The sequence below is a fragment of the Streptomyces tuirus genome (assembly GCF_014701095.1).
Taxonomy (GTDB): domain Bacteria; phylum Actinomycetota; class Actinomycetes; order Streptomycetales; family Streptomycetaceae; genus Streptomyces; species Streptomyces tuirus.
Genome location: NZ_AP023439.1, coordinates 69,524 through 82,987, shown reverse-complemented (window position 1 = coordinate 82,987; position 13,464 = coordinate 69,524). Strand labels below are relative to the sequence as shown.

The 13,464-nt window shown below is 69.5% G+C and carries 13 protein-coding genes; 8 read left to right on the top strand and 5 right to left on the bottom strand.

The window, feature by feature from the left end:
• Positions 1–312 precede the first annotated feature (312 nt).
• From IGS69_RS00400 to IGS69_RS00385, 4 genes are all read left to right on the top strand, one after another.
• Positions 313–918 (top strand): flavodoxin family protein, encoded by a 606-nt coding sequence (locus IGS69_RS00400; protein WP_190895857.1) that lies wholly within the window; start codon positions 313–315, stop codon positions 916–918.
• A 214-nt stretch (positions 919–1,132) separates the two neighbouring features.
• Positions 1,133–1,774, top strand: coding sequence for a carbonic anhydrase (locus tag IGS69_RS00395; RefSeq protein ID WP_190895855.1), 642 nt, complete (start codon positions 1,133–1,135; stop codon positions 1,772–1,774).
• Between the two features lie 601 nt (positions 1,775–2,375).
• Entirely contained in the window at positions 2,376–2,996 is a 621-nt protein-coding gene (locus tag IGS69_RS00390) for a hypothetical protein (RefSeq protein WP_190895853.1), read from the top strand.
• Between the two features lie 340 nt (positions 2,997–3,336).
• Positions 3,337–4,251 (top strand): S41 family peptidase, encoded by a 915-nt coding sequence (locus tag IGS69_RS00385; protein ID WP_190895851.1) that lies wholly within the window; start codon positions 3,337–3,339, stop codon positions 4,249–4,251.
• 78 nt (positions 4,252–4,329) lie between these two features.
• On the opposite strand, the gene IGS69_RS00380 is transcribed toward IGS69_RS00385, so the two are convergent.
• Complete coding sequence (locus IGS69_RS00380) at positions 4,330–4,797, bottom strand: GNAT family N-acetyltransferase (protein WP_190895849.1); 468 nt, start codon at positions 4,795–4,797, stop codon at positions 4,330–4,332.
• A gap of 690 nt (positions 4,798–5,487) precedes the next feature.
• Here IGS69_RS00380 and IGS69_RS00375 point away from each other — a divergent pair.
• Positions 5,488–7,992, top strand: coding sequence for an NACHT domain-containing protein (locus IGS69_RS00375; RefSeq protein WP_190895847.1), 2,505 nt, complete (start codon positions 5,488–5,490; stop codon positions 7,990–7,992).
• Between the two features lie 326 nt (positions 7,993–8,318).
• Here IGS69_RS00375 and IGS69_RS00370 read toward each other — a convergent pair whose 3' ends face one another.
• From IGS69_RS00370 to IGS69_RS00360, 3 genes are all read right to left on the bottom strand, one after another.
• Complete coding sequence (locus tag IGS69_RS00370) at positions 8,319–9,560, bottom strand: MFS transporter (RefSeq protein WP_232543374.1); 1,242 nt, start codon at positions 9,558–9,560, stop codon at positions 8,319–8,321.
• Positions 9,561–9,883: 323 nt separating this feature from the next.
• Positions 9,884–10,147 (bottom strand): hypothetical protein, encoded by a 264-nt coding sequence (locus IGS69_RS00365; protein ID WP_190895843.1) that lies wholly within the window; start codon positions 10,145–10,147, stop codon positions 9,884–9,886.
• Positions 10,148–10,360: 213 nt separating this feature from the next.
• Positions 10,361–11,059: a helix-turn-helix transcriptional regulator gene (locus IGS69_RS00360; protein WP_232543733.1), complete on the bottom strand. Its 699-nt coding sequence runs from the start codon at positions 11,057–11,059 to the stop codon at positions 10,361–10,363.
• Positions 11,060–11,143: 84 nt separating this feature from the next.
• On the opposite strand from IGS69_RS00360, the gene IGS69_RS00355 reads away from it, so the two are divergent.
• Positions 11,144–11,581, top strand: a complete 438-nt coding sequence (locus tag IGS69_RS00355; protein WP_190895839.1) for a hypothetical protein — start codon at positions 11,144–11,146, stop codon at positions 11,579–11,581.
• A 214-nt stretch (positions 11,582–11,795) separates the two neighbouring features.
• Here IGS69_RS00355 and IGS69_RS00350 read toward each other — a convergent pair whose 3' ends face one another.
• Positions 11,796–12,098, bottom strand: a complete 303-nt coding sequence (locus IGS69_RS00350; RefSeq protein ID WP_190895837.1) for a transposase — start codon at positions 12,096–12,098, stop codon at positions 11,796–11,798.
• Between the two features lie 138 nt (positions 12,099–12,236).
• Between IGS69_RS00350 and IGS69_RS00345 the strand changes: the two genes are divergently transcribed.
• Positions 12,237–12,617: a hypothetical protein gene (locus IGS69_RS00345; RefSeq protein WP_190895835.1), complete on the top strand. Its 381-nt coding sequence runs from the start codon at positions 12,237–12,239 to the stop codon at positions 12,615–12,617.
• Between the two features lie 79 nt (positions 12,618–12,696).
• Positions 12,697–13,287, top strand: a complete 591-nt coding sequence (locus IGS69_RS00340; protein ID WP_190895833.1) for an SMI1/KNR4 family protein — start codon at positions 12,697–12,699, stop codon at positions 13,285–13,287.
• Positions 13,288–13,464 lie beyond the last annotated feature (177 nt).

The following is a 13,464-nucleotide window of genomic DNA, read 5'->3' as shown; positions in this document are numbered from 1 at the left end:
CCGTTCACTCGCGCTGCTCCAGGGCCCTGATCAACTGCCGGTTGGCTTCCCGGGCAGCCTCCAGTGCGGCCTCCCGCTCCTCCGGGGACGCGTATTCCAGGTCTGGATGCGGAGGTCTAGCTGGGTGATGGTTTCCGTGGGCATGCAGGCGCCCCACCTTCCGTCCCGTGGCTGGCTACCAGGGGCATCGGCTGATGCTGGACGCTGTCGGCCGAGCAGGTTGCGCGCAACTCACGCCAGGGTTGATGCGGGGGAGTGAACAGGCCGCGTGGCCCGTCCCCGCGGCCTGCGAGGACAGGGAGGATGTTCCGCATGCGCGCTTTGGTGATCAACTGCACTCTCAAGCCGTCCCCGCAGCCGTCGAACACCGAGGCGCTGGCCGCCACGGTCATCGAGGCGCTGCAAGGCCACGGTGTGGAGGTGGACGTTGTACGGGCGGTCGACCTGAACCTGAAGCCCGGGGTGCAGAGCGACATGGGGGAGGGCGACGACTGGCCTGACGTGCACGAGAGGCTCATGGGGGCGCAGATCCTGGTGATCGCGTCTCCCACTTGGCTGGGCCGTCCTTCGTCCGTCGCTCAGCGCGTGCTGGAGCGGATGGACGCGATGCTCAGCGAGACCGACGATCAGCAGCGCCCGGTGGCCTACAACCGGGTGGCCGGTGTGGTGGTGACCGGCAACGAAGACGGTGCCCATCACGTCATCAGTGAGATCAGCGGCGCCCTCGTGGACATCGGCTACACCATCCCCGGCCAGGCGTGGACGTACTGGCATCTGGGCCCCGGCCCGGGGCCCGACTACCTTGACGACGACCGCGGCCACGACTGGTCGGCATCGACCGGCCGGGCCATGGCCTCCAACCTCGTCCACACCGCGCGGGCACTGGAGCAGAACCCGCTGCCGGCCCCGCCGTCCTGAACCCCCGACAGAACAGTTGGCCCGTCGAGAAGACCACCAACACAGTCGGGCGCGCGGTGCGCTCGACACGCGAGCGCAGGCGGTGGCGCCGGAGGCGTGCGTCCGCGCAATGAGGCCTTGGCCGTGGCCGCGGGCACGTCAGCGGCCTGTGCCAGGCCCGACACTATGCCGCCCGGGGCAGCGACCGCTGGTGTCGGATCGTAGGCTGCTACCCATGGCCGACACCAAGACTCCGACACCCCATGACGCCTTCGAGCTGCTGCTGGCCGGCAACCAGCGCTTCCTTGCGGGCACCCCTGAGCACCCTCACCAGGACGCCACGCGTCGTGCGCAGATTGCACCTGCCCAGAAGCCCTTCGCTGTGCTGTTCGGGTGCTCCGACTCCCGGTTGGCCGCGGAGATCATCTTCGATCAAGGGCTGGGAGACCTGTTCGTCGTGCGGACCGCCGGGCATGTTGGCGGCGCGGAGGCGCTGGGCAGTATCGAATACGGCGTGAGCGTGCTGGACTGCCCGCTGGTTGTGGTGCTGGGCCATGACTCGTGCGGGGCCATTGCGGCCGCCTGCGCCGCCGCCGACGGTGGTCAGGTGCCCGCAGGATTCGTCCGGGACGTGGTCGAACGGGTGACTCCCAGCGTCCTCGCGGCCCGCGCCGCCGGGCGCCACCAGCCTGAGGAGATCCTCGCCGAGCACATCGAGCGGACCGTAGACCTGCTGCTGGAACGCTCCCGCGTCCTGGCCGATCGAGTCGCCACCGGCCAGACGGCTGTGGTGGGCCTGTCCTACCGCTTGGCCGACGGCAGTGCACAGGTCGTCGCGACCCGCGGTATCGACGCCGCAGCCCCCGCGGTCTCGTGACCGCCCGGCCCGGATACCAGCCATGCCGGCCTGCCCGGACATGAGGCGCGCCCAGCCTGAGCAAGACACTGCCGATCTACAACCTCGACCGCTCTGCCTGCCCACGCAGTGACGAAAGCGGCCCGCAGAAGTGCGCGTCCTGCGGGCCGCAAGTCGGCTTCCGCCGAGGTGGGCTACCTCTGGGCAAGATCCTGCACAGCAGCTGTGCAACTCAGTCGCGTCCGGCATTTGCGCGGCCCCGATCGCGATCTCCGGGAACACAGGACCCATCCCTGTGTTGCGCCTCGAGTGCAGCACCACACTCTGAGGGCCGGGGCCTGGCCCTGGGCTCGGGCAGGTTCCATGGCAGGGCCGCGGGTCAGGCAGCGCTTTTTCCTTTTGCGGCGGCCTCCTGTACGGCTGAGGTGTCGATGAGCCCTTGCCGGCTCGTCTTCTACCGACCGGGGTCTTGCCCGGGAGGGCTCGATGAACGAGCCGGACGAGGAGCCTCCACTGAGCACGGCTGCATGCAGCAGTCGGCTGGGGTCGCCGTTCCGACCGCGTACAGCTCCCGGCCACCGCCGAGCAGCGACCAGCAACCGCGGGGGACGGGAGCCGGCGTATGCGCGGCACAGCACGGAGGGTCGGCGGAACTGCTTTGGCCACGGTGGTCCTGTCAGCAGGGCTGGCGGCCTGTACGGACGACAACGGCGAGAGCGCCCGCTCGTGCACGGGTGGGACATACGCCTGGTCGGATGTGCGGCGGTCGGAGGAGCTGACCGAACTCGCAGCCCCCATCAGGCTGGAGAAGAGGACGGCGTCCTACTCGGCCCGCCTCAAACCGGTCGGCAAGACCGGCGTAAGGCCCACGGTGAACGGAACGCCGCGAGGGGTCCGGGCTGACGACGTGATCAAAGCTTTGGGGAAGCACCTGCGGGTGGGGGAACCGCTCGCCGGGCCGAGCGAGCGCGACGTGCCCGAAGAGGGTCTGGGACACGTCTTCGAGGCGGCGACTGGGGATCTCAAGGGTGCGAACTACTCGTGGGCCTATCGCAAGGCCGTCGAGGCCGACTTCGCCTATACCTGCGGCTCGAACGCGCCGGTGAAGGGCCACGTCCGGACCTGGGAGGAGACTCGCACCGGTTTCCTCCCCTGTTCCTCCGGCCCACCCGAGTTGATGAGCGGTCGCCAAGCCGCCCGTGAGAGCTGCCCCGAGGGATCGGAGGCGGCCAAGGCCTTCTGACCGGCGCCCCACACCGCACCCACCTGAACCGGCCCGCCGAAGCGTCCGTGCTTCGCCACATCAGTCGTTGAAGAGACTGCGGACGACAACGCGCAGGTGCTGAGGGGTGCATGCTGTGAAGACCGTCCGGTCAGTCTGGCTTGTGCCGCGGGAGTCGTTGTTCTCAGTCGCTAGGCAGGCGATGCGCAGAGCTAGGGTGGCCAGACGATTACTGGTTGGCTGACTGGGAGGACACGTGGTCCGGGGGCGTTCGCCGCGTTTAGGGGTTGCCGCGTTGGTGTGTGTTCTCGCGGCTGGGGTCGGGTGCTCGGGAGGGGAAGCGTCGCCTCCTGGCCGGGCCATGTCCGATGAGGCCCGGTCCTACCTGTCCAGCGCCTTGGACCTCATGGAGGACAACGCGCTTCGCCGCGGTGACGTCGACTGGGACGAGGTACGGCGAACGGCCTTCACCGAAGCCGGCGACGCGCAGCGTCCTTCCGATACACATCAGGCCATCACGGCAGCGCTGGACAAACTAGGAGACGGGCACAGCGAACTCTTCACCCCGCAAAGGGCGCAGGAGATGTCCGGGGACGAGCAGGTCCGCCAGCCTGTGGAAGGCCGGGCGCTGCCGGGCCGAGTGGGGTACCTGTCGCTGCCCTCAGCGCGGGGATCGGAGAAAGTCCTTCAGCAGTACGTGCGGGAAGGACGAGATGCCGTGGCGAAGGCTGATCGCCCGAACGCCTGCGGCTGGGTGATCGATCTCCGTCGCAACCGCGGTGGCAACATGTGGCCGATGCTCGCCGTCGTGGGGCCGATCCTCGGTGACGGCGACGTCGGATCATTCGTCGATGCGGACGGCAAGAAGACGGTGTGGTCCATCGAGAAGGGCAGCCCTCGTCTGGACGGTGATTCCACCGGCTGGGGAACAAGTCCTCCCGTGGGCGGCGGATCAGCCCCTGTTGCGGTGCTCACCAGCCGTTCCACTGCCAGTTCCGGGGAGGCGGTGACCGTGGCCTTCCGCGGACGCCCTGATACGCGCTCCTTCGGGGAGGACACCACAGGCGTCCCCACCGGCAACGCACGGCATCGACTGTCCGACGGGGCGATCCTCAACCTGACAGAGGTGAAGGACGCCGACCGCACGGGGCGTACATACGACAGCCCCATTCCGCCTGACCAGCCAGTCGTCGACAACCCCGGGCGCAGAGGAAGCAGGGACCCGGTCCTGGGCACGGCGACAGAATGGCTGTCCGAGCAGCCCGGCTGCGCGTAGGCGCGCAGGGCCCTCCAGTTCTTCATCCGGGCGAAGGCCCGCCGAGCAAGCCGCGTCGGCGTGATTGCGAGGTTCGCGTCAGACCAGTACACCGCTGCGTTGGTCCTGATCGATGTAGCGTCGGAAGCCTTGGGCCAGGGGCTTGAAGCCGCAGGATTCATAGAACAGGTGGACGTACTCGTCATCGGCCGCCAGCAGTTGCACCTTGTAGCAGCCAGCCGATTCGCCCAGGCGCATGGCAGCCTCCATCAGCTGCTTCCCTATGCCCTGGCGCTGACAGGAGTCGGTGACCACGACGTTCTCCACGAAGAGGATGGACCGACCGCCACGGGTGAGGTTCGGCAGGACCATGCAGTCCGCGGTACCGACAACGACCCCGTCAGCCTCGGCGACCAGCACCGTACGTCCCCGCTGGCTGGAGATGCTCGCCCAGATGGCATCGGCTGATTCCTGGGTCAGGGGTGCATCATCAGGGTTCAACTCACTGTAGAGAGCGAGCAGTGATGGCAGGTCCGACCCGACTGCTGACCGCACGGTGATCTTCATGTACCGAAGCCTAGAACGAGCATCCAGGTCCCTCCCGGTTTCGGTGATGGCGGCGTTGAAGGTGAGGCGGTCCACGATCGCTCGCAGAGGCGGCGCGAGGAGCCGGACAGGCCCGTGACCGTCGCGCACGCTCCCGTCATGCTTCTGTGCGCCTACTCCAGCACCAGTACACGGCCGCCCGTCACCTCGTTCACCTGGGACCGACAGTACGGGGCACGGGGACCAGGCCATGTGGACACCACTCAGCGAAGCACGGGTACAACGAAGCGTCGGACTGGGCGTGGTCGCAGCCGCCCTGGTCGCCTTGGCCGTCGTCTTGGCCAGCAGGGGCGGCGACGAGGACGAGGCGTCGATGTGGATCTCCTCGATCTCCGCATTCGTCTCAGTCTGCGCCTTCGTGGCCGACCTCGTGCGCGGACCGGCGGACGATCGGACGAGTGCCGACCGGCGACGACGGGCTGCTGACGAACTCGTCGATGCGGTGCAGGCCCAGTGGGCGGTCGAAGCACGACTGCGCCGTCTGCAGGACCCGGAGCCGCTCAGCGTGCACTGGTCTCGCGTCGGCCCGCCGCTCGCCGACCACGGGCGGAACGTCTGGCGCGGGCGTCCCCTGCCCGCACCACGCGACGGCGACCAGCAGCTTGACCGGATCGCCGAGATGTTCAGAGACCTGCCTCTCACCGCCTGGTCGTGCTGGGCGAGCCGGGGGCGGGCAAGACCGTCCTCGCCGTCAAGTTCGTCCTCGGCGCGATCGACGCCCGGCGGACCGGCGACCCCGTCCCGGTGCTGTTCGCCCTGGCGGGCTGGGATCCCCGGTCCGTCGGTCTGCGCGAGTGGCTGGCCGAGCGGCTGGCCGCCGAGTACCGGCCGCTGGCGGCCGTGCGGGGCGAGCGCACGCTGGCCGAAGAACTACTGGACGCCGGACTCATCCTGCCGGTACTCGACGGTTTCGACGAACTGCCTGCGGAAGCGCACCCGGATGCGTTGCGCCTCTTGAACGCCGAACTCGACGAGCGGCTGCCCGTTCTGCTCACCTGCCGTACGGCCGCCTGGGACAGCGCAGTGCGCGGCGATGCTGACGTGCTGACGGCCGCCGAGGTCGTGGAACTGCGGCCGCTGGAGCGGGCTGCAGTGCGGGACTACCTGGAGCGCACGGCACGTTCGATCGGCGAGACCGCCCCGGGCGGAGAGCCTGCCACGGTCTGGACGGCCGTCCTTGATGCGCCCTCCGTCCCCTTGGCCGCCGTACTCACGTCGCCGCTGATGGTGACACTGGCGCGCACGGTCTACGGGGACGGCTCCCGCGATCCGTCCGAACTCAACGACGAGGTTCGCTTCCCCACGGCCGAGGACATCGAGAAGCATTTGCTGGATGCCTTCGTCCCGGCGGCCTTCGCCGACCGTGCGAGCCCCTGGGGTCCGGAGGCTGCCGACCGCTGGCTCCGTCGCCTCGCCCGCGAACTTCCGAGCCACCGCCGCGACGACGTGGGCGGCACCGGAGCGGCTGGCCGCACCAGTGCGACAGGCGGTTCGAGTACGACCGATGTCTGGCGACTGGCCTGGTGGGAGCTGCCCGCCGCGATGCCGCCCGCGCTGCGCGTGCTCGGCCCGGCGTTCCTGGCGCTGCTCGCCACCGCGACGCTGCTGGTCCCGCTGGCGGTGTTCGGCGGTGGCGTGGTCGCCAACTGGGACAGCACGCCGTCGGCGGTACTCAACTTCGCGGGCATCTACGTGGGCATGTGCTTCGGAATGGCCAAGCTGATGCCCGCCACGGCCCGGACTGTTCAGGGGCCACGGCAGTTGGTTCGCATGGCGCTGGTGATGACCGCTGCGGCTGGAGTCGTTGCGGTGGCTCTGGGCCTGCTCGTACCGCCGCTTGTCAGCTCGCGACTCGGCGCCGTACTCACCCAGCGGCCCGCCTGGTTCCTCAACGGGTGCTGTTTCGGCCTCGTCCTGTCGATGATGTTCGCCGTCGGCGGCTTGCCCCGGCGCCCCCTTCCGCTGGGCCTGCCGTGGGCGTACAGCCCGGACGGTCCACGGGTCGTGCGGGCGCTGGGCGGCGTGGTCGTCCTGGCCGGATGTGTGATCTACGGCTGTACCACGGAGGTGCTCCCAGCCGCGACCTGCGTGGTCACCGGACTGCTGTTCTTCCTCGCGGGGATGCGGCGCGGGGAACGGGCGGCCGAGCAGTACACAAGCCCGGCCGTCGTACTGCGCGCCTTCCGGAAGGGACTGGTGCGGGGCTTCATCGCCTGCACGCTCATCAGCGTCTGCGCCGGAACCGTCGTGGGCTGCGTCACCGGCGCCTTTGCTGCGTACGAGATCCACTCGGCCGGTCGGCCGTCGAACGACGACGTGATCCATGGATGGCAACTCCGGGAGACCGACGACGGCCGCCGTGCCGTCCGCTCGACGCGACCGGAAAGGATCCTTTTGGTACGGCGTACGGCGCTCGCCAATCCGTTCGTCGTGAACGACGGGGCCCGGATTTCGTACAACGACAAACTCGGCGAATTCACGGGGAAGCCGTGGATCCAGAAGAAGGACGATCGGTGGGTGGTCCTCTGGAAGGGCGAGCCCGGCACATGGCGGGACAAGCCCGTCGACGCCCACAACCTGGTCGTCGCCCTGCCGCACGACGTCAAGGTGTGGTTGGTACGCCGTCCAGTCCGGGTCATCCTTTTCGACGCCGTGTGGCCCTGCCTCGGCTTCGGCATGCTCGTCGGCACCATCGGCGGCTGCGCCTCCGGGGTCTACCGAGCCCTGAACACCCCCTCCGACACGATCCGCGCCGCCGGCCCGCGCAACACCCTGCGCACCGACCGCGCCGCCACCTTGGGACGCAGCGCGTTCGCGGCCCTCGTTTCGGGGGCGGCCTGTGTGGTGCTGATCTCGGTAGCGGGGCGCGGCAGCACGCTGGGCACGATGCACACCGAGGTATGGCTCCAGGTCGGCACCAGCACGCTCGCGCTGAGCGCCTGGGGACGGATGGGCGCGGCCCGGATCTGGCTGGCCCTGACCGGGCGGACGCCGTGGCGGCTCATGCAGTTCCTCGCTGAAGCCCACCGCCGTGGAGTGCTGCGGCAGTCCGGCGCGCACTACGAGTTCCGCCATGTGCGGCTCCAGCAGCGTCTCGCCGCCACCGCGGATGCCGATGACCTCGGGGCCCGCCGAGAGCCGTCCCCGATTCCGTGAGCCGTTGCGGCCCATCGAGGCCCCTACCGCAGGCATCCAGGCATCGCTGGAGATCTTTGCCGGTGCGGGATACGCCGTGTCGTGACGGGTTGGTGTCCCGTCGGGCGTGCAGGCCGTGAGGGTCTGCGCAGCGGGTCCGGCATTTCTGTAACCGGACAGGCATGCCGCTGAGCGTCCTGCGGCCCTCCGCCGGCCGCTTCGGCGAACGGCGCGAGCACGCGCACCGGTCGCCCTTGCCCGCGGGAACGTGTCTGCGCCTGCTGGGTCACCTGACCGGGCTGGGCGCCGGGGCCGTCCACGCCTGCCCCGGCCGCCGCGGGCTCGGCTCAGGCGGCGGTGCTCAGGGCGGGCTGCCCCGCCGCGTCGCTCTCCTCCGTGCGGAGCATCACCGGCGTCGTGGCCCGGCGCTGCCGGAGCAGGTAGCCCGCACCGATCGCGCCGGCGATGAGCAGGCCGCCGGTGACGAGGGCCCCGCGGGCTCCGGCCAGCTCCATGAGGAGACCGAGGACGGGCGGGCCGCCCAGGCCCCACACCGTGCCGATGCTGCCCCACACGCCCAGCACCCGTCCCCGCAGATGCGCGGGCGGGTCGGTCTGCAGGACGGCCGTACCGGCGGTGTCGGAGACGGACTCCACCACGGCCATCGGCAGCACGAGCACGATCAGTATCGCAACGGAGGGTGACAGCCCCGCCACTACCTGGAGCAGCGCCCCGGCCGCCGCGAGTGCTCCCACGAGCCGCACGGTCGGCCGGCGCAGCCGGGCGGCGAGGACCGCGCCGAGGATGCCGCCGGCGGCGAGCACGGTCGAGACCGTGCCGAACGAGCCGGCCCCGCCCGCGAGCGGCCCGGTGACGAGCACGGCCAGGGTGAGCTGGTAGTTGCGGCCGAACACCGCGCTGATCCCGGTCACACCGGCCAGCGCCATCAGGCGCGGCCGCCGCGCGAAGAACCGGAGCCCCTCACGCACGGTCATGTCGGTGCCCCTCTGCTTCCGGTCCACGGCGACCTGCCGCACCGCCCCCGCCGCCGGACGTAGGAACGGAATGACCGACGCCACGAACAGGAACGACACCCCGTTCGCGAAGTACGCCACGGACGTGCCGAGGAATCCGACCGCGACACCGGCGAGGGCCGCTCCCACGAGCCGCCCCGCCTGGTGCACCAGCGCCCCGACCCCGATGGCCGAGGGCACGTCCTCAGCCGGGACGAGATCGTTGCCCAGCAGCGCGCACGCGGGGTTGTCGACGGTCGCGACGACGCCGGTGACGGCGGCCAGCACCATCAGGGAGGTCATGTCGAGCCGGTCCAGCGCCACGAGGACGGCCGTCGTGAACGCGATCGCGCCGAGCAGCGCCTGGCTCACGGCCGCCGTCAGCTTGCGGGGCCACCGGTCGACGGCCGCGCCGCCGAGGGCGCTCATCAGCAGGGCGGGGGCGGCCTGCACGGACATGGACAGCCCCGTCGCGGCGGCGGACCCGGTGATCTCGAGGACCAGCAGGTTCTGCACCGTGAGTTGCATCCACGTACCGGCGTTCGACACGAAGTTCGCGACGGACCACCAGCGCATGCTGCGGTACCTCAGCGACCGCCAGGGCGAACGCGAGGCGGCCTTGGCGGGCGCGGGGGACGGCTGGACAGGGGAAAGCGACGAAGACACAGTGCGGTACTCGCAAGACGAGTCGGAGGACTCAGCAGGGGGGACGAGGGGAACGAGAAACACCGGCTGCGCTGCGCGGTGGCTCCCCTCGCCGGATTACGGCGCCGACCATCGTGGCAGAAGCAAACCCACAGTCGGCCTCGCCCTCCTCGCGGCCACCATCCCGAGAAGTCCAGAAATGCCCCGCCATCAGGGGATTTATAGCCCTGAGTGGGGTTGCTCACAGTTGTCGATCACGGCCTGATTTCCGGCCGCATCGTGTGGCGGCGGTCACAGATGACGGCGATCTTCCCCTTGCGCCGCAGGTTGCTGATCGTGGTGCGGACAGAACGGCGCTTGACGTCCTTCCCGCCGTCCTCGTCGAGGGCCGCAAGAAGGTCCGTCTCGGACGCGGGGCCGTCGGCAAGCGCGTCGAGGATCTTGTCAGCATTCGTCCTGGGCGTCTCTGGCACCGCTTCGAGCTCAGCCTCAGACGTGATCTCGTTCCCGGAATCCATGGAGCAGGTCTGGCACATGCCGCAGCTGGCTGCCCTCGCCCTGGTGGGCGTGACGATCGCCGTCCTCGGTGCCCTGATCCCGGCGAGGTCGGCAGTTGTGGTGAGGAAGAGGCGGATGGGCGGCGCGGGCGGGGCCGGAGCTCGCCGGGTTCCCGGGTCGGTGCGGTCGGCCGGTTCGGCCGCGCACCGCCGGGCGAGCAACGGGTGTTGGGCTCAGGATGAGCGCACGCTGGTGGAGGAGACCGGCTCCAGACGGACGCAGCAGTGACCGGGGCTGGGCGCCAGGCGCGCCTGGAGGCCGCTTTCGGCGAGCCCGTTCAGCAGGCCGCGGAGCAGGTGGAGGTTCATGCCGCACACTGTCTGGGTGTGCTCGCGTGCGAGCGCGTGGAAGGGGCAGTTGCCCAGGACGATGGCATCACCGTCAGAACGGGGTTCGAAGCCATTGGCTTCCAGCACGGCGAACACATCCGCCTGGCCTGGGCCGGCGAGTTGTGTGCCCAGCCCGTGGGCCTTCTTGTGCAGAACCGACCGAACTGGTTCTCCTGTGGATTCTGATTCCTCCAGTGCCTGGGCGAGGAGACGTCCGGCCAGTTCGTAGTGCCGCTCCGGGAGGCTGACGGTGACCTGCTTGGCGGAGCGCTTGTAGAGCTTGGCGGGCCGGCCTGCTCCGGGCCCGGAGCGGCCGCTTCGTCGCTCGTAGACGACGTCGAGCAGCGATTCGTCGGCCAGGCGGTCCAGATGGAATGCCGCCGTCTGCCGGGCAAGGCCAAGGGTTTCGGCGGCTTCGTCGCGGCTGACCGGCTCCGGCTGGCGCACGACGTGGTCGTAGAGCCTTCTGCGAGTCGGTTCGTCGAGAGCGGCGACGGCGGAGACGTCGGGGCGGGCTACTTCCTTCGAGGGGTCCACGAACACCAGTGTAAAACCAACAGCCATTGACTAAAGAAGGCTCCCGCGCTTCTATCGTTAATGAGAGTTGTCGATAGAAGGGTGGGCGTCATGTCGTCCCCAACCACAACCACCACATCCGTCACCCCCCGGCGGCCCGCGCTCAGCGATCCCGGCTACCAGGCGTTCGTCATCCTGCGCGCCGGGTTCACCGTGGCGCCGATCCTGTTCGGGCTGGACAAGTTCGCCAACCTGCTCGTTGACTGGCCTGCCTACCTCGCCCCGTGGATCAACGACATCGCTCCGGGCAGTGCCCAGGCAGCCATGTACGCAGTCGGCGCGATCGAGATCGTCGCAGGCCTTGTCGTCGCGCTCGCCCCGCGCTTCGGCGGTTGGCTGGTGGCCGGATGGCTCGCCGGAATCATCGTCAACCTGCTGACCATCCCCGGCTACTACGACGTCGCGCTGCGCGACTTCGGCCTGCTGCTCGGCGCGGTGGCTCTCGCCCGGCTCGCTCAGCGCTACAACGGCAAGCAGCAGTCTCACTGACGGCAGGCGACAGCCCAGGGGAGGTGACGAGCGGGTGGGCCCTTCCATCGGCTCACCCGCTAGGTGCGAACCCGGACCGGCTGGCCGCTGAAGGCATAGCGGGTCGGGCTGAATGATCTAAGCCGATTTCGCCTCGGCGTGGGCCGGCCGGAGATCAGGGCGCGCTCTTCGATGCCCCGGTAACAGCGGCGTGGCCATGAGGCGGCCACCGGCATCACGGGCGACGTCGACGCCGACGCCGACCTCGACCACCAGCTCGGGATACACGCACGAACCTTGTCTGGACGTCGCCGACGAGGGCCGCGCGGCGTGAGCGGACGGCAGGGATTCCGAGGATGAGTGGGCGCAGCGCTTGGACGTCGTTGACGTTCGCGGCGGACACCCCGACGACCACGAGCAGCCCCTGTGCGTCGGTCAGAACATGCAGTTTGCTGCCCGCTGTGCCTCGGTCGACTGGATTCGGCCCTGTCAGCGCCCCCCCCTCTTTCGCGCGCACCGAGGCGGCATCGGCGATCACGGCACTCCAGTCGAATCCGCCACGGCTCCGGCCTCGTCCAGGACTACGCGGTGCAGTTGACACCACACTCCGCGGTGCCACCGCTGTGGGCCAAGTGGAGGCCTTGGTCTGATCACTCCGCCACCTCAGAATGGGCGCATGGCCTCTCTGTCCATCGACCCGCGCCCGCTCAACGCCGATGAGCGCGCAGTGCTCGAAGCCATCCTGTCGGCGGAGTTCGCCGGCGCCTCGCAGCTGCGGACTCAGCTGGACCGCACCGAGGTGACCGCCATCCGGGGGCCCGATTCCGTGAGCGTTGGCCTGCGGGTCCGGGAACCGTGCGAGCATGCGGCACTGCGGACAGAGCTCGTGCCCGTCGACGCGCACGTCCATGACCCGTCCGGCACCTACGTCGGCGAGATCCTCGTATGGACGGACCGCGGAGCCACGCTTGCGGCCCTGGAGTTCGCCTGGGTCACCGACGAGATGCCCACGTCTCTCCCGGCCGTCGTGGACGGCCGGCTCAGCTGGCCGTCCTGACAGCCGCCCGCCCCCAGCGCCTGTGGCCCCGCAGCGGTCGAGATCTCAGAGTGTCGGTGACCGGTGATACCTGTAGCGCGTGGAAGATGCGATTTTGGGTGCGGTAGCCCTCCTGCGTGAGGCCTTTCCGGCAAAGGTCCGGCACAGCCCTCTGGGCTGGGAGGCTCTTTGGGTGTGGGAGCGGAGGCACGGGGTGGTGTTGCCTGAGCCGTACCGCACCTTCGTTGCCGAGATCGCCAACGGCACCGACGACGGGCCGCCGGACGAGGGGGGTCTGCTGCCCGTGGGAGAGAGGCCAGCCAGCTGGGCTCTCTGGGAAGCGGACTACTGGATGAGCCCGGAGCCGTTCGATGGCACCGCTGCACGCGTGCCCAATCAGCCTTTCCCGCTCGAGGAGGAATGGCAGTGGGAGTACGACTACTACGACCACAGCCTCCACTCGTTCCAGTTGCACCAGACCTACCAGCACGGCTCGGTGCTGCTGGGCAGCGACAGGTCCGGTGAGTACTGGACGCTGGTGGTGACCGGGCCGCAACGCGGTCGGGTCTGGTGGCTCAGAGACGGATGCGCCACACCCTATGCCGACTCCCTCTCCGCTCTGCCGGGGGGCGATTTCCTGCACTGGGTGAGGGACTGGCATGTCGGACAGGGCTGGTGGCGGGCCGAGTAGCCTCACCACCACTCCCAGCGTCGGGGCCACGACCGCTCGAACAGCCCCTTTCAAACTTGGTTGTCTGAGACGGACCCTGTCCGACACGCCAGCGTGAAGCCACCCTCGCCGTGCGCCTGCGCCCTTCTGTGATCCTCAGGCGCGGGCAGGCAGGACTGCAGGCAGCCCAACTCGCAG